This window comes from Pseudomonas sp. LH1G9, assembly GCF_002949975.1.
GTDB lineage: Bacteria > Pseudomonadota > Gammaproteobacteria > Pseudomonadales > Pseudomonadaceae > Aquipseudomonas > Aquipseudomonas veronii.
Window position 1 is genome coordinate 6,264,746 of the sequence record NZ_CP026880.1, and the last position, 22,549, is coordinate 6,287,294.

Consider the following 22,549-nt stretch of genomic DNA (forward strand, 5'->3'; position numbering starts at 1 on the left):
ACTTACTGCGGGCTGGTGTCCAGAGGCTGTGGCGTCGGGACTGGAACTGTTTGTACGCGGTCGACGTCTTTCTGGATCTTGTCGAGCAATGAGCCAGGCTTGGCCGGTACTTCGGATTTCGGCTTCTCGGCTTCCTGCGCAGGCGCAGTCACGTTGGTGCCGTTATCCTTGCCCAGCAAGGCTTCATCGCGGCTTACGCCGGGCATGAAATCGCCGGACAGACTGACCAGTTGATCATTGCCATTAAAGATGACGCTGACGCGTTCCTGTTGGCGTTCACCGCCCCCAGGCTGGATGCTGTAGAGATAATCCCAGCGATCGGCATGGAAAGTGTCAGTCAGCAGGGGGTTACCCATAATAAACCGTACTTGCCGTCGGGTCATTCCCGGGCGTAACTGGTCTATCATGTCCTGCGTGACGACATTGCCCTGCTGGATGTCGATTTTGTAAACCCCGGGGAATGAACAACCGGCGAGTGCGAGCAGTCCCACAAAGGTGAAACTGGTTAGCAAGAGCTTGGTGTTTTGCATCGGTGGGCGACTTCCACTATCTTGGCTGGGACAACGTAAACGCCGATCATACCCGTATTAAGAGAAGCTGCGAAGCAGCATCCGCGAGAAAGCTAACCATGGTTGAAAATAGCGAACTACGCAAAGCCGGTCTTAAAGTGACTCTGCCACGCGTCAAGATTCTACAAATGCTCGATTCTGCTGAGCAGCGCCACATGAGTGCCGAGGATGTTTACAAGGCGCTGATGGAGTCCAATGAGGACGTTGGCCTGGCCACGGTTTACCGCGTGCTGACCCAGTTTGAAGCCGCGGGGCTGGTGGTTCGTCATAATTTCGACGGCGGTCACGCAGTGTTCGAATTGGCTGATGGTGGTCATCACGACCACATGGTCGACGTGGACACTGGTGAGGTTATCGAATTCACCAACCCGGAAATCGAGCGGCTGCAGAAGGCAATTGCCGAGGAGCATGGCTACGATCTGTCGGACCACAATTTGGTTCTTTACGTACGTAAGAAAAAGTAAAAATCGACGCAGATTCGCTCTGCGGAACGATTGAAGGCGACCCCCGGGTCGCCTTCGTGCTTTCTACAGAGAGAAAATTGCCGGTTTGGTCAGGCCTTCGCCGCCACCACCATTTTCTTCGCGTGGGCCAGGGACTCCTTGGTCAGGTCGATGCCGCCGAGCATGCGCGCGACTTCCTCCACGCGTTCCGACTTGTTCAGCTTGGACACCGCCGTGTGTGTCGCATCGCTGCCGCGTACTTTGTGTACAAACAAATGCTGATGCCCTTGGGCGGCTACTTGCGGTAAGTGGGTAACCGTCAGCACCTGGCCGCGATCCCCCAGGCGACGCAGCAGTTGGCCGACAATTTCTGCGGTCGGGCCACCAATGCCAACGTCTACCTCGTCAAAGACCAGCGTCGGAACCCGTGAGGTTTGGGCGGTGATCACCTGAATCGCCAGGCTGATCCGCGATAGTTCGCCCCCGGAGGCGACTTTTGCCAGCGCTTTGAGCGGCTGCCCTGGGTTGGCGCTGACCAGCAGTTCTACCTGTTCCAGGCCGTGGGGCTGCAGTTCGGCGCTGGTATTGCTGTGCAGTTCGATGGTGAAGCGGCCGCCGGGCATGCCGAGGCGCTGGATTTCCTGCTCGACCGCGCCGGCCAGGCTCGTGGCGGCTTGATGGCGCAGATCGCTCAGTTCGCGGGCCTTCTCTTGGTAATGGCGGGCGAAAGAAGCCAGCTCGTCGCCCAGGCGCTCAATGGACTCGTCATTCGCGTTCAGGGTTTCGATTTCATCCAGCAGCTTCTGCTGCATCGTTGCCACTTCAGTCGGCTGGATCCGATGTTTGCGCGCCAGGGTGTAGATGGTGTCCAGGCGTTCTTCTATTTCCTGCAGGCGTGCCGGGTCGGCGTCGAAGTGATCGAGGAAGCGGTTCAGTTCGCCTACGGCTTCTTCTACCTGAATTTGCGCGCTGGTCAGCAAGGTCGTGGCTTCATTCAGCGAGCCGGACGCATTGTTCACGCTGGACAGCCGATTGAGGCTGACGGTCAGTGCATTGAGCACATTGCCCGAGTCGCTCTCGCTGCATTGCTCCACCACCTGGCGGCAAATACCCAGCAGGGTTTCGGCGTTGGTGAGGTTCTTGTGTTCCTGCTCAAGCTGTTCCAGCTCGCTTTCGCCGAGGCCAAGGCTTTCGAGCTCTTCGAGTTGATAGCTGAGCAATTGGTGGCGTGCGCGTTGCTCGTCGCCGGAATTGGAGAGACGCTCCAGTTCCAGGCGGGTCTGGCGCCAACGTTGGGCGGCGAGCTGGACCTGGCGGGCGAGGTCGGTGGCGCCGGCGTATTCATCGAGCAGGCGGCGATGGGTGTCGGTTTTGAGCAGGGATTGGTGTTCGTGCTGGCTGTGGATATCGATCAGCAGCTCGCCCAGGGCCTTCAAGTCACCCAGCGGGCAGGGCGTGCCGTTGATGTAGCCACGGGAGCGGCCTTCGGCGGTGATGACCCGGCGCAGGATGCACGGCCCTTCATTATTAAGGTCGCGCTCGGCAAGCCAGGCTTCGGCTTCGGGGATGTCCGCCAGGTCGAAGGTCGCCAGGATGTCGGCTTTGTCTGCGCCGGGGCGTACCACGCCACTGTCGGCGCGGTCGCCCAGGGTCAGGCCGAGGGCGTCGAGCATGATCGACTTGCCGGCGCCGGTTTCGCCTGTGATTACGCTCATCCCGCGATCCAGTTCGAGATCCAGATGTTCAACGATGGCGTAGTTATGTACGGACAGGTGCACGAGCATGACGGCCGCTCCCAGGCTTTAGGTCTGGTTATTTATACAGTGTTTTGTTCCGGGCTGACAATCCTGGCGCTTAGCTCGATTTGCTTGCTTCGATGTTTTTTTTAGTGCGAAGAGGAATGAATGGGTCGGAATTGATCTGGATCAGATGAAAGACTTTTGGTGACGCCCGCACCCTTGAACCTGGAAATTGTGGCCCCATATACCGGAACAGAAGCGCGAGTTGAGTTCGCGCATGATTTTGAAAGGAGAAATCTATGGCTGACGAACAGACGCAGGATACGCAAACTCCAGACGCCAATTCGGCTGCCGGTGATGAGCTGGCGACTCGTGTGCAAGTGCTCGAAGAGCAATTGGCCGCTGCGCAGGATCAATCTTTGCGTGTTGCCGCCGATCTGCAGAACGTCCGCCGCCGTGCCGAGCAGGATGTAGAAAAGGCCCACAAGTTCGCGCTGGAAAAATTCGCCGGTGATCTGTTGCCGATCATCGACAGCCTGGAGCGCGGCCTTGAGTTGTCCAACCCGGATGACGAAAACATCCGCCCGATGCGTGAAGGTATCGAGCTGACCCTGAAAATGTTCCAGGACACCCTGAAGCGTTATCAGTTGGAGGCTGTCGATCCGCAAGGCGGCGAGCCGTTCAATGCCGAGCATCACCAGGCCATGGCGATGCAGGAAAGTCATGACCTTGAGCCAAACAGCGTGTTGAAAGTATTCCAGAAGGGATACCAGCTCAACGGTCGCCTGCTGCGTCCGGCAATGGTCGTGGTCAGCAAGGCGCCTGCACCGGTTTCACCTTCGATTGATGAGCAGGCTTGAAATACGCCGCAAGGCCCCCATTTATAAGTCAAGCGTTTAAGTGCTACCGCAGTTAGCCACCACTGCTGCGGCATCCAAATTCAAGTTTCGGGAGAGTAAATCATGGGCAAAATTATCGGTATCGACCTGGGGACCACCAACTCCTGCGTCTCCGTGCTGGAAAACGGCGTTGCAAAAGTCATCGAAAACGCCGAAGGCGCGCGTACTACGCCGTCGATCATTGCTTACGCCAACGACGGCGAAATCCTCGTCGGTCAGTCGGCCAAGCGTCAGGCGGTGACCAACCCGCACAACACCCTGTACGCGGTGAAGCGTCTGATCGGGCGTAAGTTCGAGGAAGAAGTCGTACAGAAAGACATCAAGATGGTCCCTTACAAAATCGCCAAGGCTGACAACGGTGATGCCTGGGTTGAAGTGAACGGCCAGAAAATGTCGCCGCCACAGATCTCGGCTGAAATCTTGAAAAAGATGAAGAAAACCGCCGAAGACTACCTCGGTGAAGCCGTGACTGAAGCGGTGATCACCGTTCCGGCCTACTTCAACGACAGCCAGCGCCAGGCGACCAAAGACGCCGGCCGCATCGCGGGCCTGGACGTAAAACGTATCATCAACGAACCAACCGCAGCCGCTCTGGCCTACGGCATGGACAAAGCCAAGGGCGACCACACTGTCATCGTTTATGACCTGGGTGGCGGTACCTTCGACGTGTCCGTGATCGAAATCGCGGAAGTTGACGGCGAGCACCAGTTCGAAGTGTTGGCCACCAACGGCGACACCTTCCTGGGTGGTGAAGACTTCGACATCCGTCTGATCGACTACCTCGTTGACGAGTTCAAGAAAGAAAGCGGCATGAACCTCAAGGGTGACCCGCTGGCCATGCAGCGTCTGAAAGAAGCTGCCGAGAAAGCCAAGATCGAGCTGTCTTCGGCTCAGTCGACCGACGTTAACCTGCCGTACATCACTGCAGACGCTACCGGTCCTAAGCACTTGAACGTGAAGATCTCGCGCGCCAAGCTGGAAGCGCTGGTTGAAGACCTGGTTCAGCGCACCATCGAACCTTGCCGCATCGCGCTGAAAGACTCCGGCATCGAAGTGAGTGCGATCAACGACGTGATCCTGGTCGGCGGTCAGACCCGCATGCCACTGGTTCAGAAGTTGGTGACCGAGTTCTTCGGCAAAGAAGCACGTAAAGACGTGAACCCGGACGAAGCTGTTGCCATGGGTGCTGCCATCCAGGGTGCGGTACTGGCCGGCGACGTGAAAGACGTATTGCTGCTGGACGTCAGCCCGCTGACCCTGGGTATCGAAACCATGGGTGGCGTGATGACTGCGCTGATCGAGAAAAACACCACGATTCCTACCAAGAAATCGCAAGTGTTCTCGACGGCCGATGACAACCAGGGCGCCGTGACCATTCACGTGCTGCAAGGTGAGCGTAAGCAAGCGGCGCAGAACAAGTCCCTGGGCAAGTTCGACCTGGCCGAGATTCCACCAGCACCACGTGGCGTGCCACAAATCGAAGTGACCTTCGACATCGACGCCAACGGCATCTTGCACGTAGGCGCCAAAGACAAGGCTACCGGCAAAGAGCAGAAGATCACCATCAAGGCCAACTCCGGTCTGTCTGATGAAGAAATTCAGCAGATGATTCGTGATGCGGAAACCAATGCCGAGGCTGACAAGAAGTTCGAAGAGTTGGCGGCTGCCCGTAACCAGGGCGACGCACTGGTTCACTCGACGCGCAAAATGATCGCTGAAGCTGGCGACAAAGTGACTGCCGAAGAGAAGACCGCAATCGAAGCGGCCTTGGTTGCCCTGGAAGCCGCAGTTAAAGGCGACGACAAGGCTGCCATCGAAGCCAAGGTTGAGGAACTGTCGAAGGTCTCCGCGCCGGTTGCTCAGAAAATGTACGCCGAGCAAGGTCAGCCAGCTGACGGTGCTGCGCATCAGGCAGAGCCTGAAGCCAAGCACGATGATGTTGTCGATGCCGAGTTCGAAGAAGTCAAAGAGCAGAAGTAATCTGCTTGGCCGGTTGACCGCTATCAAGCGGTGACTGGTAGGATGTCGCCGCGCGGGAGCTTGCTCCCGCGTTGGCGTGTCTGGGGTATGCGAATTTTTACAGCATGCGACAAGGCTCGGATGCTGGCGGTGTGATCGGGAATGCTCCTGCTTTCCGGCGACAGTCACCGCGTTTTTGGCCGGGTCCCTGGCTGAAAGCTGTTATGACCAGGATCGTTGAATTGACGTGAGTTGGGTCCGGGCCTGTATTGGGGCTCAACGAGTTCGGCAAGGCTCAGGAGGGTCTGGCTGAACGTCCTTAAGAGTGCAAAGACTTATGGCAAAGCGTGACTATTACGAAGTATTGGGTGTGGAGCGCGGTTCCAGCGAGGCGGACCTGAAGAAGGCTTACCGTCGCCTGGCGATGAAGCACCACCCGGACCGTAATCCGGATAACAAAGAATCCGAAGAAATGTTCAAAGAGGCCAACGAGGCCTACGAATGCCTGTGTGATCCCAACAAGCGTGCGGCCTACGACCAGTACGGTCACGCCGGCGTCGACCCGAGCATGGGTGGCGGCGGTGCCGGCTTCGGCGGCCAGAACTTCTCCGATATTTTCGGCGATGTGTTCAGCGACTTCTTCGGCGGTGGCCGCGGTGGTCAGCGTGGCGGTGCCCAGCGCGGCAGCGACCTGCGCTACACCCTGGAACTGAACCTGGAAGAAGCCGTGCGCGGCACCAGCGTCAATATCCGCGTGCCGACGCTGGTCAACTGCAAGCCGTGCGATGGTTCGGGGGCCAAGAAAGGCTCCTCGCCGATCACTTGCCCGACCTGCGGTGGTATCGGTCAGGTCCGCATGCAGCAGGGCTTCTTCTCGGTGCAGCAAACCTGCCCGCGGTGCCAAGGCCAAGGCAAGATCATTTCTGACCCGTGCGATTCCTGCCACGGTGAAGGGCGTGTCGAAGAGTACAAAACCCTGTCGGTCAAAGTGCCGGCGGGCGTGGATACCGGTGACCGCATTCGCCTGTCGGGCGAAGGCGAGGCGGGGACTCAGGGTGGCCCGACGGGTGACCTGTATGTGGTGATCAATGTGCGCGAGCACTCGATCTTCCAGCGCGACGGCAAACACCTGTTCTGCGAAGTGCCGATCAGCTTCGTCGACGCGGCCCTGGGCGGCGAGCTGGAGATTCCGACTCTGGATGGTCGGGTCAAGCTCAAGATCCCTGAGGGGACGCAGACCGGCAAGCAGTTCCGTATCCGTGGCAAAGGCGTGGCGCCGGTGCGTGGTGGCGGTGCGGGCGACCTGATGTGCCGTGTCACGGTGGAAACGCCGGTCAACCTGGGTCGTCGCCAACGCGAGTTGCTCGAAGAGTTCCGCAGTTCGCTGGAGGGTGACGACTCCCACTCGCCGAAAACCACGGGCTTCTTCGATGGCGTGAAGCGCTTCTTCGGCGACTTGTAAGGAATTGAGTATGCGACGTATAGCCGTAATGGGCGCTGCCGGGCGCATGGGTAAAACCCTGATCGAAGCGGTACAGCAGCGCTCGCCGGCCTCCGGTCTGACCGCGGCGATCGTTCGCCCAGGCAGTACGCTGATCGGCGCCGATGCCGGTGAGCTGGCTTCGCTGGGGCGTATCGGCGTGTCGTTGTCCGGCAACCTGGAGCAGGTGGCGGACGAGTTCGACGTGCTGATCGACTTTACGCTGCCGGACGTGATGCTGAAAAACCTGGCGTTCTGCCGCAAGGCGGGCAAGGCCATGGTGATCGGCACCACCGGCTTGAGCGCTGAGCAGAAGCAGTTGCTGGTCGAGGCGGGCAAGGATATTCCCATCGTGTTTGCCGCCAACTTCAGCGTGGGCGTGAACCTGTCGCTCAAGCTGCTGGATCTGGCGGCGCGCGTGCTGGGCGATGAGGCGGATATCGAAATCATCGAGACCCATCATCGCCACAAGATCGATGCGCCGTCGGGAACCGCGTTGCGCATGGGTGAGGCTATCGCCGATGCCCTGGGTCGCGACTTGTCGAAGGTGGCGGTGTACGGGCGTGAAGGTCATACCGGCGCGCGTGCGCGTGACACCATTGGTTTTGCCACCGTTCGTGGTGGCGATGTCGTCGGTGATCACACCGTGCTGTTCGCCACTGAAGGCGAGCGCCTGGAAATCACGCACAAAGCCTCCAGCCGCATGACATTCGCCAAGGGGGCGGTGCGTGCCGCGCTGTGGCTGGATGGGCGTGCGCCGGGTCTGTATGACATGCGCGATGTGCTGGATCTGCACTAATCAGTAGCTAAAATGGGGCCTCGGGATTATCCTAAGGCCCCGTTTTTACCCGCTAAGCGACGTCCTGTCGCATTCTCCTGCCTTTAAGGCTCATTAGCGGTGGACCAAAACAGCCTTTTTCTGTAAGCTACAGCTTTAGTGTGTCCACTAAAAGCGCGCAGAATAATTCAGTGAAGAAGCGGGGTGACGTGTCCATACGTCACTCCGCTTTTTTACAACCTGCGATCGCCCTTTCAGGCTTTATTTACGGGAGGTCTTCTTGACTAAGCCAGCCATACTCGCCCTTGCTGATGGCAGCATTTTTCGCGGCGAAGCCATTGGAGCCGACGGTCAAACCGTTGGAGAGGTGGTGTTTAACACTGCCATGACCGGCTATCAGGAAATCCTTACCGATCCTTCCTACGCCCAACAGATCGTTACCCTGACTTATCCGCACATCGGCAACACCGGTACTACGCCGCAAGACGTCGAGTCCAATCGCGTCTGGTCCGCGGGCCTGGTGATTCGTGACCTGCCACTGGTTGCGAGCAACTGGCGTAGCACGATGTCGCTGTCCGATTACCTGAAAGCCAACAACGTTGTGGCGATCGCCGGTATCGATACGCGCCGCCTGACACGCATCCTGCGTGAAAAAGGCTCGCAGAACGGCTGCATCATGGTCGGTGAGAATATCTCCGAGGCTGCGGCAATTGCTGCGGCGCAAGGCTTCCCTGGCCTGAAGGGCATGGACCTGGCGAAAGTCGTCAGCACCCAGGAACAGTACGATTGGCGCTCCACTGTCTGGGACTTGAAGACCGACAGCCACGCGACCATCGACGCCGCTGATCTGCCCTACCACGTAGTGGCCTACGACTACGGCATCAAGTACAACATCCTGCGCATGCTGGTCGAGCGCGGTTGCCGCGTGACCGTGGTGCCGGCGCAAACCCCTGCCAGCGACGTCCTGGCGTTGCAGCCGGACGGCGTGTTCCTGTCCAACGGCCCGGGTGACCCTGAGCCATGCGACTACGCCATCAAGGCGATCAAGGACGTGCTGGAGACCGAGATCCCGGTGTTCGGTATCTGCCTGGGCCACCAGCTGCTCGCTCTGGCCTCCGGCGCCAAGACCCTGAAAATGGGGCACGGCCACCACGGCGCGAACCACCCTGTACAGGACCTGGACACCGGCGTAGTGATGATCACCAGCCAGAACCACGGTTTTGCGGTGGATGAAACGACCTTGCCGGCCAACGTCCGTGCGACCCATAAGTCGCTGTTCGACGGTTCCCTGCAAGGCATCGAGCGCACCGACAAGAGCGCGTTCAGCTTCCAGGGCCACCCTGAAGCCAGCCCGGGCCCGAACGACGTAGCGCCGCTGTTCGACCGTTTCATCAATGAGATGGCCAAGCGACGCTGACTGAGCGGCCTGCGGGCGGCCCCGACTGTCGGTGGCCCCCGCAGGCTCTTCAAAGATTGTTCAAGACGGCTTGCCGACTGACCTGCGGATTTGAGTGACAAACCCATGCCAAAACGTACAGACATAAAAAGCATCCTGATTCTCGGCGCTGGCCCGATCGTGATCGGCCAGGCCTGCGAATTCGACTACTCCGGCGCCCAGGCCTGTAAAGCCCTGCGCGAGGAGGGTTACCGCGTCATCCTGGTGAACTCCAACCCGGCCACCATCATGACCGACCCGGCCATGGCCGACGCCACCTACATCGAGCCGATCAAGTGGCAGACCGTTGCCAAGATCATCGAGAAAGAGCGTCCGGACGCACTGCTGCCGACCATGGGCGGCCAGACCGCCCTGAACTGCGCCCTCGACCTGGAACGCGAAGGCATCCTGGAAAAATTCGGCGTTGAGATGATCGGTGCCAACGCCGACACCATCGACAAGGCCGAAGACCGTTCGCGCTTCGACAAGGCGATGAAATCCATCGGCCTGGCGTGCCCGCGTTCCGGTATCGCCCACAGCATGGAAGAAGCCAATGCGGTCCTCGAGACCCTGGGCTTCCCGTGCATCATCCGTCCGTCCTTCACCATGGGCGGTACCGGTGGCGGTATTGCGTACAACCGTGAAGAGTTCGAAGAAATCTGCGCCCGGGGCCTGGACCTGTCGCCGACCAAAGAGCTGCTGATCGACGAATCCCTGATCGGCTGGAAAGAATATGAGATGGAGGTTGTCCGCGATAAGAAGGACAACTGCATCATCGTCTGCTCCATCGAAAACTTCGACCCGATGGGCGTACACACCGGTGACTCGATCACTGTTGCTCCGGCACAGACCCTGACCGACAAGGAATACCAGATCCTGCGTGACGCCTCTCTGGCGGTACTGCGCGAGATCGGCGTGGAGACTGGCGGTTCCAACGTGCAGTTCGGTATCTGCCCGAACACCGGCCGCATGGTCGTGATCGAGATGAACCCGCGTGTGTCCCGTTCGTCGGCCCTGGCCTCGAAAGCCACCGGTTTCCCGATCGCCAAGGTCGCGGCCAAGCTGGCTGTGGGTTACACCCTGGACGAACTGTCGAACGACATCACCGGCGGCAAGACCCCGGCGTCCTTCGAGCCGTCCATCGACTACGTCGTGACCAAGCTGCCACGTTTCGCCTTCGAGAAGTTCCCCAAGGCTGACGCGCGCCTGACCACCCAGATGAAGTCGGTCGGCGAAGTCATGGCCATTGGCCGGACCTTCCAGGAATCCCTGCAGAAAGCCCTGCGCGGCCTCGAAGTCGGCGTTTGCGGCCTGGACGAGAAGCTCGACCTGAGCAATCCGGAAAGCATGAGCGTGCTCAAGCGCGAGCTGACCGTGCCGGGCGCCGAGCGTATCTGGTACGTTGCTGACGCGTTCCGCGCCGGCATGACCGTCGAAGACATCTTCGGCATGAACATGATCGATCCGTGGTTCCTGGTGCAGATCGAAGATCTGATCAAGGAAGAAGAGAAGGTCAAGACCCTGGGTCTGGCCAGCATCGACCGCGACACCATGTTCCGCCTCAAGCGCAAAGGTTTCTCCGACCAGCGCCTGGCCAAGTTGCTGGGTGTGACTGAGAAAAACCTGCGCACTCATCGCCACAAGTTGGACATCTTCCCGGTCTACAAGCGCGTTGACACCTGCGCCGCCGAGTTTTCCACCGACACCGCCTACCTGTACTCCACCTACGAGGAAGAGTGCGAAGCCGCGCCGTCGGGCCGCGACAAGATCATGATCCTGGGTGGCGGTCCGAACCGTATCGGCCAGGGCATCGAGTTCGACTACTGCTGCGTACACGCCGCCCTCGCCCTGCGCGAAGACGGGTACGAGACCATCATGGTCAACTGCAACCCGGAAACCGTTTCCACCGACTACGACACTTCCGACCGCCTGTACTTCGAGCCGGTCACCCTGGAAGACGTGCTGGAAATCGTGCGCGTCGAGAAGCCTAAAGGCGTGATCGTCCAGTACGGCGGCCAAACCCCGCTGAAACTGGCTCGCGCCCTCGAAGCCGCTGGCGTGCCGATCATCGGCACCAGCCCAGACGCCATCGACCGTGCCGAAGACCGTGAGCGCTTCCAGCAAATGGTCGAGCGCCTGAACCTGCGTCAGCCGCCAAACGCTACCGTGCGCAGCGAAGACGAAGCCCTGCGTGCGGCCAGCAAGATCGGCTACCCGCTGGTGGTGCGTCCGTCCTACGTACTGGGCGGTCGGGCGATGGAAATCGTCTACGAAGAAGAAGAACTCAAGCGTTACCTGCGTGATGCGGTGAAAGTGTCCAACGACAGCCCGGTGCTGCTGGACCACTTCCTCAACTGCGCCATCGAGATGGACGTGGATGCGGTTTGCGACGGTACTGACGTGGTCATCGGCGCAATCATGCAGCACATCGAACAGGCGGGCGTTCACTCCGGTGACTCCGCGTGCTCGCTGCCGCCTTACTCGCTGCCGCTGCACATCCAGGACGAGATGCGCGAACAGGTCAAGAAAATGGCCCTGGAACTGGGTGTGGTCGGCCTGATGAACGTACAGTTGGCGCTGCAAGGCGAAGACATCTACGTCATCGAAGTCAACCCGCGCGCCTCGCGTACCGTGCCGTTCGTGTCCAAGTGCATCGGTGTGTCCCTGGCCATGATCGCTGCCCGCGTGATGGCCGGTAAGACCCTGAAGGAAATCGGCTTCACCAAGGAAATCATTCCGAACTTCTACAGCGTGAAAGAGGCGGTGTTCCCATTCGCCAAATTCCCTGGCGTGGACCCGATCCTGGGCCCAGAGATGAAGTCCACCGGTGAAGTGATGGGCGTGGGCGATACCTTCGGTGAAGCGTTCGCCAAGGCCCAGATGGGCGCCAGCGAAGTGCTGCCGACCGGCGGTACTGCTTTCATCAGCGTGCGCGACGATGACAAGCCACTGGTTGCAGGCGTGGCCCGTGATCTGATCAACTTGGGCTTCGAGATCGTGGCCACCGCCGGGACCGCCAGGCTGATTGAAGCGGCGGGTCTGAAAGTGCGTCGCGTGAACAAGGTGACGGAAGGCCGTCCGCATGTGGTCGATATGATCAAGAATGACGAAGTCACTCTGATCATCAACACCACTGAGGGTCGTCAGTCGATTGCGGATTCTTACTCCATTCGTCGTAATGCCTTGCAGCACAAGATCTACTGCACCACGACCATTGCTGCTGGCGAAGCTATCTGCGAAGCGCTCAAGTTCGGTCCGGAAAAGACCGTGCGTCGCTTGCAGGATCTACACGCAGGATTGAAGGCATGATCAAATACCCAATGACCGTTCGGGGCGCCAAGGCCCTGGAAGAGGAGCACGCCCATCTGACCAAGGTCGTACGTCCAAAGCTGAGCCAGGACATCGGTACGGCCCGCGAGCTGGGTGACTTGAAGGAAAACGCCGAATACCACGCTGCCCGCGAGCAGCAGGGTATGGTCGAGGCGCGGATCCGTGACATCGAAGGCCGTATGCAGAATGCGGTCATCATCGACGTCACGACCATCCCGCACACCGGCAAAGTGATTTTCGGCACCACAGTGGAAATCGCCAATGTCGAAACCGACGAAAGCGTGGTGTACCACATCGTCGGTGAAGACGAAGCTGACTTCAAACTCGGCAAGATCTCCGTCGGTTCGCCACTCGCCCGTGCCTTGATTGCCAAGGAAGAGGGTGATGTGGTGGTTGTGAAAACGCCCGGTGGCGTGATCGAGTACGAGATTGTTGAAGTTCGCCATGTCTGAAAGGCGGCGCCCGCTTCGTGCGGGCGCCATGCTTTGGCAGTTTGCCCAGATGCTGTGGGTGGGCGGCCTGTGGTTGTTGCATATTGGCGTGTTACCGGCGTTGGGCCTGATTGGCCTGGCGCCGTTGTTGATCGATGAGATCGATGGATTACTGAGTGCGCTGCTGGTGGGTTTTGCGGCGGCGTGCGTGACGCTTCAGGCGCTGGTGCTGATCAAGGCCGAAGGCTTGGGGAGTTTGTGGCGGGATATTCGCGGCCAACTGCTGTTGATGGCGCTGTATGCATGTGCAATGTATTGCATCGTGCATGTGTGGCTGCCGGAAGCGTTGCGCTGGCAGCTATTCAGCTATCTTGTGCTAGGGTTTTCCGGCCTGGTGCTGGTGATGCAGCCGGCGCCTGGGTGGAGTGGCGGGGCGCGCGAAGCACGCCCGTGACCCTTGTTGTCATTTGAAGCGATGAACGTTCGACAGTTGCTTGTTGACGCTGAAGTTCTTGCGATACAGCAGTGCCATCTTGCCGATGACCTGAACCAGGTCTGCCTTGCCAACCTTGCACAGTTCTGCAATGGCGGCCAGGCGCGCTTCGCGGTCAAGGATGTTGACCTTGATCTTGATCAGTTCGTGATCGCCCAATGCGCGTTCAAGTTCGGCTAACACACCTTCAGTCAAACCGTTGTCGGCCACGATCAAAACTGGTTTCAGATGGTGGCCAATGGATTTGTACTGTTTCTTCTGCTCTTGAGTGAGCGGCATAATCTGACCCCTGCGTCTGATCTTGTAAAAAGCGGCGGCCAGTTTACCCGAGCGAGTCCGGGACCGCCCAGTTAATCACGACCCGTTTTATTTTCGAGGTGGCCCGTGGCCCGTTCCAAAACTAGCCTTAAGTGGCTGCAAGAGCATTTCAACGACCCTTACGTCAAAAAGGCGCAAAAGGACGGCTACCGTTCCCGGGCCAGCTACAAGCTGCTGGAGCTTCAGGACAAGGACAAACTGTTCCGTCCCGGCATGAGCGTGATCGACCTGGGCGCCGCCCCGGGTGGCTGGTCCCAGGTGGCCAGTCGTCTGATTGGCGGGCAAGGCCGGTTGATCGCTTCCGACATCCTGGAGATGGACAGCATCCCGGATGTGACCTTCGTCCATGGTGACTTTACCCAGGACGCGGTGTTAGCTGAGATCCTGCAGGCTGTGGGAAATTCGCAGGTGGACCTTGTGATTTCCGACATGGCCCCCAATATGAGTGGATTACCGGCTGTTGATATGCCGCGAGCCATGTTCCTGTGCGAGTTGGCGCTGGATCTGGCGGGGCGGGTATTGCGTCCGGGTGGTGATTTCCTGGTCAAGGTCTTCCAGGGCGAGGGTTTCGACGAGTACCACAAGAACATCCGCAAGCTGTTCGATAAGGTGCAGATGCGCAAGCCGGACTCCTCACGGGATCGGTCTCGCGAGCAATATCTGCTGGCGCGGGGGTTCCGCGGTATCGAAGGTGCAGCGAGTGATGAGCGCCTTTGAAGGTTTGAGGGGAGTCGATAGGTTTTTTTATATCGCTTTCGTCACGAAGCTTTACGAATATTGTGTAGTCAAAGTTTCACAAAGGGTTACAGACGGCGCCTGCCAGAGTTGTAGGTAATGTAGTAAGTTAGGCCGGTGAATATCATGCGAAGCGCGCGCCAGTAGCGGAGCTTGCTTCAGAGGGTAGTTAATTGAACGATATGGCAAAGAATCTGATCCTGTGGTTGATCATCGCGGCTGTCCTGGTGACGGTGATGAACAACTTCTCCAGCCCTAACGAGCCGCAGACCCTCAACTATTCCGACTTCATCCAGCAAGTTAAGGATGGCAAGGTCGAGCGCGTAGCGGTTGATGGCTACGTGATTACCGGCAAGCGCAACGATGGCGACGGCTTCAAGACCATTCGTCCGGCAATCCAGGACAACGGTCTGATCGGCGACCTGGTGGATAACCACGTGATTGTCGAAGGCAAGCTGCCTGAGCAGCAGAGCATCTGGACTCAACTCCTGGTGGCGAGCTTCCCGATCCTGGTGATCATCGCCGTGTTCATGTTCTTCATGCGCCAGATGCAAGGCGGTGCAGGAGGCAAGGGCGGGCCGATGAGTTTCGGCAAGAGCAAGGCGCGCCTTCTCTCTGAAGATCAGGTGAAGACCACCCTGGCTGACGTCGCCGGTTGCGACGAAGCCAAGGAAGAAGTGGGTGAGCTGGTCGAGTTCCTGCGTGATCCGGGCAAGTTCCAGCGCCTGGGTGGCCGCATTCCACGCGGTGTGCTGATGGTCGGCCCGCCGGGTACCGGTAAAACCTTGTTGGCCAAGGCGATTGCCGGTGAAGCCAAGGTGCCGTTCTTCACCATTTCCGGTTCGGACTTCGTCGAAATGTTTGTCGGCGTCGGTGCCAGCCGTGTTCGCGACATGTTCGAGCAGGCCAAGAAACACGCGCCATGCATCATCTTCATCGATGAAATCGACGCCGTTGGTCGCCATCGTGGTGCTGGCATGGGCGGTGGTCATGATGAACGTGAGCAGACCCTCAACCAGTTGCTGGTGGAGATGGACGGCTTTGAAATGAATGACGGCATCATCGTCATTGCCGCAACCAACCGTCCGGATGTGTTGGACCCTGCATTGCTGCGTCCAGGCCGTTTCGACCGTCAGGTCGTGGTGGGCTTGCCGGATATCCGTGGTCGTGAACAGATCCTGAAAGTCCACATGCGTAAAGTGCCCATGGGCGACGACGTCGCTCCGGCCGTGATTGCCCGCGGTACGCCTGGCTTCTCCGGTGCCGACCTGGCCAACCTGGTGAACGAGGCTTCGCTGTTTGCGGCCCGCACCGGCAAGCGCATCGTGGAAATGAAAGAGTTCGAACTGGCCAAAGACAAGATCATGATGGGCGCCGAGCGCAAATCCATGGTCATGTCCGAGAAAGAGAAGCAGAACACCGCTTATCACGAAGCCGGTCACGCTATCGTGGGGCGCGTCGTGCCTGAGCATGACCCGGTCTACAAAGTGTCGATCATTCCTCGTGGTCGGGCGCTGGGTGTGACCATGTTCCTGCCGGAAGAGGATCGCTACAGCCTCTCCAAGCGTGCGTTGATCAGTCAGATCTGCTCGCTGTACGGCGGCCGGATTGCTGAAGAGATGACCCTGGGCTTTGACGGTGTCACCACCGGTGCTTCCAACGACATCATGCGTGCCAGCCAGATTGCGCGGAACATGGTGACCAAGTGGGGTCTGTCGGAAAAACTCGGTCCTTTGATGTACGCCGAGGAAGAAGGCGAAGTGTTCCTGGGGCGTGGCGGTGGCGGTCAAAGTGCCAGCTTCTCCGGTGAGACAGCCAAGCTGATCGACTCCGAAGTGCGCAGCATCATTGACCAGTGTTACGGCACGGCCAAGCAGATCCTCACCGACAACCGCGACAAGCTGGATGCCATGGCGGATGCGCTGATGAAGTACGAAACCATTGATGCCGATCAGATCGACGACATCATGGCGGGCCGTACACCGCGTGAACCTCGCGATTGGGAAGGTGGTTCGGGCACCTCTGGCACGCCGCCAGTGGTTCAGAACGAACGCCCTGAAAACCCGATCGGCGGTCCTGCAGCTGACCACTAAGGTTTGAAATGACTTTTGCGTCGTCCTCCACCCGGTTGCCTTGCGGCAGCCGGGTTCTTGATTTGGCCCATACGCATGTCATGGGCATTCTTAATGTAACCCCCGATTCCTTTTCCGATGGTGGTCGCTTCAATCAGCTCGATGCTGCGTTGCGTCACGCCGAGGCGATGGTGGCGGCGGGTGCGACCTTGATCGATGTCGGCGGCGAGTCGACCCGGCCCGGTGCTCGCGTGGTTTCTCCCGTGGAGGAACTGGAGCGGGTGGCGCCGATCGTCGAGCGCATCGCTCGCGAGCTGGATGTGATCATTTCCGTGGATACATCGACCCCGGCGGTGATGCGCGAAACGGCGCGCCTGGGTGCGGGGCTGATCAACGATGTGCGTTCGTTGCAGCGTGATGGCGCGCTGGACGCCGCCGCGGCGACCGGCCTGCCGGTGTGCCTGATGCATATGCTGGGCGAGCCCGGCACCATGCAGGACAATCCGCACTACGATGATCTGGTTGGCGAAGTGAGCGGGTTCCTGGCTGATCGCATTGCTCAATGCGCCGCCGTAGGGATCGCTGCCGACAAGATCATCCTCGATCCGGGGTTTGGTTTCGCCAAGACCCTGCAGCACAATCTAAGTCTGTTCAAGCATATGGAAGCCTTGCATGCCCTGGGTCGACCTTTGTTGGTCGGCGTTTCGCGCAAGAGCATGATAGGTCTGGCGCTGAATCGCCCGGTGGGCGAGCGGCTTTATGGTGGGTTGGCGCTGGCGGCACTTGCTGTGACCAAGGGTGCGCGTATCTTGCGTGTGCATGATGTCGCTGAGACCGTGGATGTCGTCCGCATGATTGCCGCAGTAGAATCGGCCGAATAAGAATGATGGAGCACTTATGACAAAGAAATACTTTGGCACCGACGGTATCCGTGGTCGGGTCGGCGAGTTTCCGATTACCCCCGATTTCATGCTCAAGCTGGGTTGGGCGGCAGGCATGGCGTTCCGCAGCATGGGCGCGTGTCGCATCCTGGTGGGCAAGGACACGCGTATCTCAGGCTATATGTTTGAGTCTGCGCTGGAGGCCGGTTTGTCCGCCGCCGGTGCCGATGTAATGCTGCTGGGCCCGATGCCGACCCCGGCGATCGCTTACCTGACGCGTACCTTCCATGCCGAAGCCGGCATTGTGATCAGTGCTTCGCACAATCCTCATGATGACAACGGCATCAAGTTCTTCTCGGGGCAGGGCACCAAGCTGCCGGATGAGATCGAGCTGATGATCGAAGAGCTGCTGGATGCGCCGATGACGGTGGTCGAGTCCAGCAAGCTGGGCAAGGTGTCGCGGATCAACGACGCCTCTGGCCGTTATATCGAATTCTGTAAGAGCAGTGTGCCAAGCAGCACCAATTTCGCCGGGCTGAAGATCGTCGTCGACTGTGCCCATGGTGCGACCTATAAAGTGGCGCCGAGCGTATTCAAGGAGCTGGGTGCGGAAGTGACGGTGCTGTCGGCCCAGCCTAACGGGTTGAACATCAACGAAAACTGCGGCTCCACGCATATGGAGCAATTGCAGGCTGCCGTCCTGGCTGAGCATGCCGACCTGGGTATTGCCTTTGATGGCGACGGTGACCGCGTGCTGATGGTGGATCACACCGGCGCCGTGGTTGATGGCGATGACTTGATGTTCATCATTGCCCGCGACCTGCATGAGCGTAACCGCTTGCAGGGCGGTGTCGTCGGTACGCTGATGAGCAATCTCGGGCTGGAGTTAGCACTGGGCGAGCTGGGCATTCCTTTTGTGCGTGCCAATGTCGGGGATCGTTATGTGATTGCCGAACTGCTGGAGCGCAATTGGCAGATCGGTGGCGAGAACTCCGGGCATGTCGTGTGCTTCCAGCACACCACCACGGGCGACGCGATCATCGCCGCGCTGCAGGTGCTGTTGGCGTTGCGCCGTCGCCAGGAAAGCCTGGCCCAGGCGCGTCAAGCCCTGCGCAAGTGCCCGCAAGTGCTGCTCAATGTGCGCTTTGCCGGTGGCGACAACCCGATCGAACACCCGGCTGTCAAAGCGGCCTGCGAGCGCGTGACCCTGGCAATGGCGGGGCGTGGGCGCGTGTTGCTGCGCAAGTCCGGCACAGAGCCGCTGGTGCGCGTCATGGTCGAAGGTGAGGACGAAACCCTGGTTCGCGGGCATGCCGAAGACCTGGCAAAACTAGTAACTGAAGTTTGCTCCTGAATTCGGCTTGCCAGTGATGGTGTGGTTGGGTAACATCTGCGCCCACTTTGACCGACGAGGTACAGCATGCGTCGCACTATGGTAGCTGGTAACTGGAAGATGCACGGTACCCGCGCCAGTGTCGCTGAGCTGATCAATGGCCTTCGTCACTTGGCCTTGCCGAGCGGTGTTGATATCGCGGTTTTTCCATCTTGCTTGCATATCAACCAAGTGGTTGATGGCTTGAAAGGTAAGTCGATTCAGGTCGGCGCGCAGAATTGCGCAATGGAACCCATGCAAGGTGCGCTGACAGGCGAGATTTCGCCAGGTCAGTTGGTTGATGCGGGTTGTTCCTACGTGCTTGTCGGGCACTCCGAGCGCCGTCAGTTGATGGGCGAACGGGATGGGACGCTCAATCGCAAGTTCGCAGCGGCACAGGCTTGTGGCTTGATTCCGGTGTTGTGCATAGGGGAGACCCTTGAACAGCGCGAATCGGGCAAGACTCTTGAAGTTGTCTCGCGTCAGCTGGGCAGCATCATCGAGGAGCTGGGTGTTGGTGCGTTTGCGAAGGCAGTCATCGCTTACGAGCCGGTCTGGGCCATTGGCAGCGGGCTGACTGCAACACCGCAACAGGCGCAGGATGTGCATGCAGCTATCCGCGCGCAGTTGGCGGCAGAGAATTCTGAGGTCGCACAAGGTGTGCGGCTTCTATACGGCGGCAGCGTGAAGGCGGCCAATGCGGTCGAACTGTTCGGCATGCCGGATATCGATGGGGGGCTCATTGGTGGAGCTTCCCTGAATGCAGATGAGTTCGGTGCGATTTGTCGCGCCGCGGGAAACTGAAAAAATGCTGGAAACAGTCGTAGTCGTTTTTCATCTGTTGGCTGCCCTGGGCGTAGTTGCCCTGGTTTTGTTGCAACAGGGTAAAGGTGCGGATGCTGGTGCGTCTTTCGGTGCAGGTGCTTCAAATACTGTGTTCGGAAGCCAAGGTTCCTCTACCTTTCTTAGTAAGTTTACTGCTATACTTGCCGCAGGTTTCTTCATAACCAGCTTAGGGTTAGGTTACTTTGCTAAAGAGAAAGCTCATGTGCTGACTCAAGTAGGTTTGCCAAACCCAGCAGTGTTGGAAGTACCAAAAGCAAAACCGGCTTCTGATGATGTCCCGGTGCTTCAAGAGCAAAAGTCGGCTACTCCAGCGACTGACGTGCCTCCAGCTCAAGAGCAGAAGTAAGAAGGGTTGTAAACGCTGTATTGCCGAGGTGGTGGAATTGGTAGACACGCAACCTTGAGGTGGTTGTGCCCATAGGGTGTAGGGGTTCGAGTCCCCTTCTCGGTACCAATTATCAGGAGAGCCCGCTGTTGCGGGCTTTCTTGTAGGTGGAAGGTTACATTGACCCTGTAAGGGATCGGTCGTATACTTCCGCCCCAGCTTTGTCGCGGGGTGGAGCAGTCTGGTAGCTCGTCGGGCTCATAACCCGAAGGTCGTCGGTTCAAATCCGGCCCCCGCAACCAGTTTTAGCGGAGCCCCTTATTAAGGGGCTTTTTGTTAGCTGGACACTTTCAACGCCGCTATTCGACGGCGTTTCAAGGATGGGCGTTTCGCCCATTTTTTTATTTTGCACAGCATGCACATACATGCACGAGGGGGTTCAGGTGTCGAGCAAGCTAGAAGAGTTGCAGGCCTTGCTGGCCCCGGTGGTCGTGGCCCTGGGCTATGAATGCTGGGGTATTGAGTTTTCGGCTCAAGGTCGCCACTCAATGTTGCGCGTTTATATTGATAAAGAGGGCGGCGTGCTGGTGGACGATTGTGCCATTGTCAGCCGTCAGATCAGTGGCGTCCTGGATGTTGAAGATCCAATCGCCGTTGAGTACACCCTCGAAGTTTCCTCGCCTGGCATGGAACGCCCACTGTTCACTCTCGAGCAGTTTGCAAAATTTGCCGGTGGACAAGTGAAAATCAAGCTGCGATCTCCCTTTGAAGGGCGACGCAATTTTCAGGGCCTTCTGCGCGGTGTAGAAGAGCAGGATGTCGTGGTGCAAGTAGAAGACCATGAGTTCCTGTTGCCGATCGATATGATCGACAAGGCCAACATTATTCCCAGTTTTGACTGAGACGCGGATCCCGCGGATCCAATGGCTTGCGAAAGGCGAGGCGTACGATGAGCAAAGAAGTACTGCTGGTTGTTGAGTCGGTATCCAATGAAAAGGGCGTACCGGCAAACGTGATTTTTGAAGCGCTGGAGCTGGCCCTGGCCACTGCGACCAAAAAGCGTTTTGAAGACGAAGTTGATCTGCGTGTGGAAATCAACCGCCACACCGGTGCCTATGAAACTTTCCGTCGCTGGACGGTCGTTGAAGAAGCCGATCTTGATGATCCGGCCATCGAAACCTGGCCGAGCAAGGTCGCTGAAACGCACCCTGGCGCCAAGGTCGGTGATGTTGTCGAAGAAAAGATCGAATCGATCGAGTTCGGCCGTATTGCTGCACAAACTGCCAAGCAGGTCATTGTGCAGAAGGTTCGCGAGGCCGAGCGCGCTCAAGTCGTTGACGCCTATCGCGAGCGCCTGGGTGAAATCATCTCCGGCACTGTGAAAAAAGTTACCCGCGACAACGTGATCGTCGACCTGGGCAACAACGCCGAAGCGTTGCTGGCCCGCGAAGACATCATTTCTCGCGAAACCTTCCGTGTCGGCGTGCGTCTGCGTGCGCTGCTCAAGGAAATCCGCACCGAGAACCGCGGTCCTCAGCTGATCCTGTCGCGTACCGCGCCGGAAATGCTGATCGAACTGTTCCGCATCGAAGTGCCGGAAATCGCCGAAGGCCTGATCGAAGTCATGGCTGCGTCCCGCGACCCGGGTTCGCGCGCCAAGATCGCGGTCCGTTCCAAGGACAAACGCATCGACCCGCAGGGCGCTTGCATTGGTATGCGCGGTTCGCGCGTCCAGGCAGTGTCGGGCGAGTTGGGCGGTGAGCGTGTGGATATCGTCCTGTGGGACGATAACCCGGCGCAGTTCGTGATCAACGCCATGTCGCCGGCTGAAGTGGCGGCAATTATCGTTGACGAAGATGCCCATGCCATGGACATCGCCGTTGGCGCAGACAATCTGGCTCAGGCCATTGGTCGTGGTGGTCAGAACGTGCGTCTGGCCAGCCAACTGACCGGCTGGACCCTGAACGTGATGACCGAATCGGACATCCAGGCTAAGCAGCAAGCTGAAACCGGTGACATCCTGCGCAACTTCATCGACGAGCTGGAAGTCGACGAAGACCTGGCGCAGGTGCTGGTAGATGAAGGCTTCACCAGCCTGGAAGAGATTGCCTACGTACCGTTGGAAGAAATGCTCAACATCGATGGCTTTGACGAAGACACCGTCAACGAGCTTCGCGCTCGGGCCAAGGATCGTTTGTTGACTAAAGCCATCGCTACTGAGGAAAAGCTGGCAGACGCCCATCCGGCCGAAGACCTGCTCTCGCTTGAGGGTATGGACAAGGATTTGGCGATGGAACTGGCGGTGCGCGGCGTAATTACCCGCGAAGACCTGGCCGAGCAGTCTATTGACGATCTGCTCGACATCGACGGCATTGACGATGATCGTGCCGGCAAGTTGATCATGGCCGCCCGAGCCCATTGGTTCGAGTAATTAGGCGCGGCCT

General features: G+C 58.7%; 20 protein-coding genes and 2 tRNA genes. 19 read left to right on the forward strand and 3 right to left on the reverse strand.

Annotated elements, in window-relative coordinates; translation table 11 throughout:
- Positions 1-2: 2 nt before the first annotated feature.
- Positions 3-530, reverse strand: a complete 528-nt coding sequence (locus C5F70_RS29080; RefSeq protein ID WP_046382038.1) for an outer membrane protein assembly factor BamE — start codon at positions 528-530, stop codon at positions 3-5.
- Positions 531-628: 98 nt separating this feature from the next.
- Here C5F70_RS29080 and fur point away from each other — a divergent pair, with 98 nt between their 5' ends.
- Positions 629-1,033, forward strand: a complete 405-nt coding sequence (gene fur, locus C5F70_RS29085) for a ferric iron uptake transcriptional regulator (RefSeq protein ID WP_026140081.1) — start codon at positions 629-631, stop codon at positions 1,031-1,033.
- A gap of 89 nt (positions 1,034-1,122) precedes the next feature.
- Here fur and recN read toward each other — a convergent pair whose 3' ends face one another.
- Positions 1,123-2,796, reverse strand: coding sequence for a DNA repair protein RecN (gene recN / locus C5F70_RS29090; RefSeq protein ID WP_017847408.1), 1,674 nt, complete (start codon positions 2,794-2,796; stop codon positions 1,123-1,125).
- A gap of 254 nt (positions 2,797-3,050) precedes the next feature.
- Here recN and grpE point away from each other — a divergent pair, with 254 nt between their 5' ends.
- The 8 genes from grpE (at position 3,051) to C5F70_RS29130 (ending at position 13,517) form a co-directional block, all read left to right on the forward strand.
- The gene (gene grpE / locus C5F70_RS29095) at positions 3,051-3,611 is read left to right on the forward strand and encodes a nucleotide exchange factor GrpE (RefSeq protein WP_017847409.1); all 561 of its coding nucleotides are present in this window, start codon (positions 3,051-3,053) and stop codon (positions 3,609-3,611) included.
- Positions 3,612-3,713: 102 nt separating this feature from the next.
- Positions 3,714-5,630, forward strand: coding sequence for a molecular chaperone DnaK (gene dnaK, locus C5F70_RS29100; protein ID WP_017847410.1), 1,917 nt, complete (start codon positions 3,714-3,716; stop codon positions 5,628-5,630).
- A gap of 316 nt (positions 5,631-5,946) precedes the next feature.
- On the forward strand, positions 5,947-7,071 hold the full coding sequence (gene dnaJ, locus C5F70_RS29105; protein ID WP_057005459.1) for a molecular chaperone DnaJ: 1,125 nt from the start codon (positions 5,947-5,949) through the stop codon (positions 7,069-7,071).
- Positions 7,072-7,081: 10 nt separating this feature from the next.
- Complete coding sequence (gene dapB / locus C5F70_RS29110; RefSeq protein WP_026140082.1) at positions 7,082-7,888, forward strand: 4-hydroxy-tetrahydrodipicolinate reductase; 807 nt, start codon at positions 7,082-7,084, stop codon at positions 7,886-7,888.
- 259 nt (positions 7,889-8,147) lie between these two features.
- Positions 8,148-9,284 carry a glutamine-hydrolyzing carbamoyl-phosphate synthase small subunit gene (gene carA / locus C5F70_RS29115; RefSeq protein ID WP_026140083.1) on the forward strand — a complete coding sequence of 379 codons (1,137 nt, stop codon included), beginning with the start codon at positions 8,148-8,150 and terminating at the stop codon, positions 9,282-9,284.
- Between the two features lie 105 nt (positions 9,285-9,389).
- Positions 9,390-12,611: a carbamoyl-phosphate synthase large subunit gene (carB, locus tag C5F70_RS29120; RefSeq protein WP_017847414.1), complete on the forward strand. Its 3,222-nt coding sequence runs from the start codon at positions 9,390-9,392 to the stop codon at positions 12,609-12,611.
- On the forward strand, positions 12,608-13,084 hold the full coding sequence (gene greA, locus C5F70_RS29125) for a transcription elongation factor GreA (protein WP_017847415.1): 477 nt from the start codon (positions 12,608-12,610) through the stop codon (positions 13,082-13,084). The genes carB and greA overlap by 4 nt, the downstream gene beginning before the upstream one ends.
- 28 nt (positions 13,085-13,112) lie before the next feature.
- Positions 13,113-13,517: a hypothetical protein gene (locus tag C5F70_RS29130; RefSeq protein ID WP_017847416.1), complete on the forward strand. Its 405-nt coding sequence runs from the start codon at positions 13,113-13,115 to the stop codon at positions 13,515-13,517.
- A 9-nt stretch (positions 13,518-13,526) separates the two neighbouring features.
- On the opposite strand, the gene C5F70_RS29135 is transcribed toward C5F70_RS29130, so the two are convergent.
- Positions 13,527-13,835, reverse strand: coding sequence for a YhbY family RNA-binding protein (locus tag C5F70_RS29135; RefSeq protein WP_017139256.1), 309 nt, complete (start codon positions 13,833-13,835; stop codon positions 13,527-13,529).
- Between the two features lie 105 nt (positions 13,836-13,940).
- Between C5F70_RS29135 and rlmE the strand changes: the two genes are divergently transcribed.
- The 10 genes from rlmE to nusA all read left to right on the forward strand — a co-directional run bounded on the left by rlmE (position 13,941) and on the right by nusA (position 22,536).
- Positions 13,941-14,591, forward strand: a complete 651-nt coding sequence (rlmE, locus tag C5F70_RS29140) for a 23S rRNA (uridine(2552)-2'-O)-methyltransferase RlmE (protein ID WP_017847417.1) — start codon at positions 13,941-13,943, stop codon at positions 14,589-14,591.
- Positions 14,592-14,791: 200 nt separating this feature from the next.
- The gene (gene ftsH, locus C5F70_RS29145) at positions 14,792-16,702 is read left to right on the forward strand and encodes an ATP-dependent zinc metalloprotease FtsH (RefSeq protein WP_017847418.1); all 1,911 of its coding nucleotides are present in this window, start codon (positions 14,792-14,794) and stop codon (positions 16,700-16,702) included.
- Positions 16,703-16,710: 8 nt separating this feature from the next.
- Positions 16,711-17,562 carry a dihydropteroate synthase gene (gene folP, locus C5F70_RS29150; protein ID WP_026140085.1) on the forward strand — a complete coding sequence of 284 codons (852 nt, stop codon included), beginning with the start codon at positions 16,711-16,713 and terminating at the stop codon, positions 17,560-17,562.
- 16 nt (positions 17,563-17,578) lie between these two features.
- Complete coding sequence (glmM, locus tag C5F70_RS29155; protein ID WP_017847420.1) at positions 17,579-18,916, forward strand: phosphoglucosamine mutase; 1,338 nt, start codon at positions 17,579-17,581, stop codon at positions 18,914-18,916.
- A gap of 66 nt (positions 18,917-18,982) precedes the next feature.
- Complete coding sequence (gene tpiA, locus C5F70_RS29160; RefSeq protein WP_104904441.1) at positions 18,983-19,738, forward strand: triose-phosphate isomerase; 756 nt, start codon at positions 18,983-18,985, stop codon at positions 19,736-19,738.
- A gap of 4 nt (positions 19,739-19,742) precedes the next feature.
- The gene (gene secG, locus C5F70_RS29165) at positions 19,743-20,126 is read left to right on the forward strand and encodes a preprotein translocase subunit SecG (RefSeq protein WP_010206600.1); all 384 of its coding nucleotides are present in this window, start codon (positions 19,743-19,745) and stop codon (positions 20,124-20,126) included.
- 22 nt (positions 20,127-20,148) lie between these two features.
- Positions 20,149-20,234: transfer RNA gene (locus tag C5F70_RS29170), tRNA-Leu, on the forward strand.
- Between the two features lie 96 nt (positions 20,235-20,330).
- A tRNA-Met gene (locus C5F70_RS29175) sits at positions 20,331-20,407 on the forward strand.
- A 141-nt stretch (positions 20,408-20,548) separates the two neighbouring features.
- Positions 20,549-21,007, forward strand: coding sequence for a ribosome maturation factor RimP (gene rimP / locus C5F70_RS29180; RefSeq protein ID WP_026140087.1), 459 nt, complete (start codon positions 20,549-20,551; stop codon positions 21,005-21,007).
- Positions 21,008-21,054: 47 nt separating this feature from the next.
- Positions 21,055-22,536 carry a transcription termination factor NusA gene (gene nusA / locus C5F70_RS29185; protein ID WP_008057419.1) on the forward strand — a complete coding sequence of 494 codons (1,482 nt, stop codon included), beginning with the start codon at positions 21,055-21,057 and terminating at the stop codon, positions 22,534-22,536.
- The last annotated feature ends 13 nt before the right edge of the window (positions 22,537-22,549 follow it).

Coding starts and splice junctions, on each gene's coding strand:
- C5F70_RS29080 (WP_046382038.1), bottom strand. CDS start 530: ATGCAAAACACCAAGCTCTTGCTAACCAGTTTCACCTTTGTGGGACTG.
- fur (WP_026140081.1), top strand. CDS start 629: ATGGTTGAAAATAGCGAACTACGCAAAGCCGGTCTTAAAGTGACTCTG.
- recN (WP_017847408.1), bottom strand. CDS start 2,796: ATGCTCGTGCACCTGTCCGTACATAACTACGCCATCGTTGAACATCTG.
- grpE (WP_017847409.1), top strand. CDS start 3,051: ATGGCTGACGAACAGACGCAGGATACGCAAACTCCAGACGCCAATTCG.
- dnaK (WP_017847410.1), top strand. CDS start 3,714: ATGGGCAAAATTATCGGTATCGACCTGGGGACCACCAACTCCTGCGTC.
- dnaJ (WP_057005459.1), top strand. CDS start 5,947: ATGGCAAAGCGTGACTATTACGAAGTATTGGGTGTGGAGCGCGGTTCC.
- dapB (WP_026140082.1), top strand. CDS start 7,082: ATGCGACGTATAGCCGTAATGGGCGCTGCCGGGCGCATGGGTAAAACC.
- carB (WP_017847414.1), top strand. CDS start 9,390: ATGCCAAAACGTACAGACATAAAAAGCATCCTGATTCTCGGCGCTGGC.
- greA (WP_017847415.1), top strand. CDS start 12,608: ATGATCAAATACCCAATGACCGTTCGGGGCGCCAAGGCCCTGGAAGAG.
- C5F70_RS29130 (WP_017847416.1), top strand. CDS start 13,113: ATGCTTTGGCAGTTTGCCCAGATGCTGTGGGTGGGCGGCCTGTGGTTG.
- C5F70_RS29135 (WP_017139256.1), bottom strand. CDS start 13,835: ATGCCGCTCACTCAAGAGCAGAAGAAACAGTACAAATCCATTGGCCAC.
- ftsH (WP_017847418.1), top strand. CDS start 14,792: ATGGCAAAGAATCTGATCCTGTGGTTGATCATCGCGGCTGTCCTGGTG.
- folP (WP_026140085.1), top strand. CDS start 16,711: ATGACTTTTGCGTCGTCCTCCACCCGGTTGCCTTGCGGCAGCCGGGTT.
- glmM (WP_017847420.1), top strand. CDS start 17,579: ATGACAAAGAAATACTTTGGCACCGACGGTATCCGTGGTCGGGTCGGC.
- tpiA (WP_104904441.1), top strand. CDS start 18,983: ATGCGTCGCACTATGGTAGCTGGTAACTGGAAGATGCACGGTACCCGC.
- secG (WP_010206600.1), top strand. CDS start 19,743: ATGCTGGAAACAGTCGTAGTCGTTTTTCATCTGTTGGCTGCCCTGGGC.
- nusA (WP_008057419.1), top strand. CDS start 21,055: ATGAGCAAAGAAGTACTGCTGGTTGTTGAGTCGGTATCCAATGAAAAG.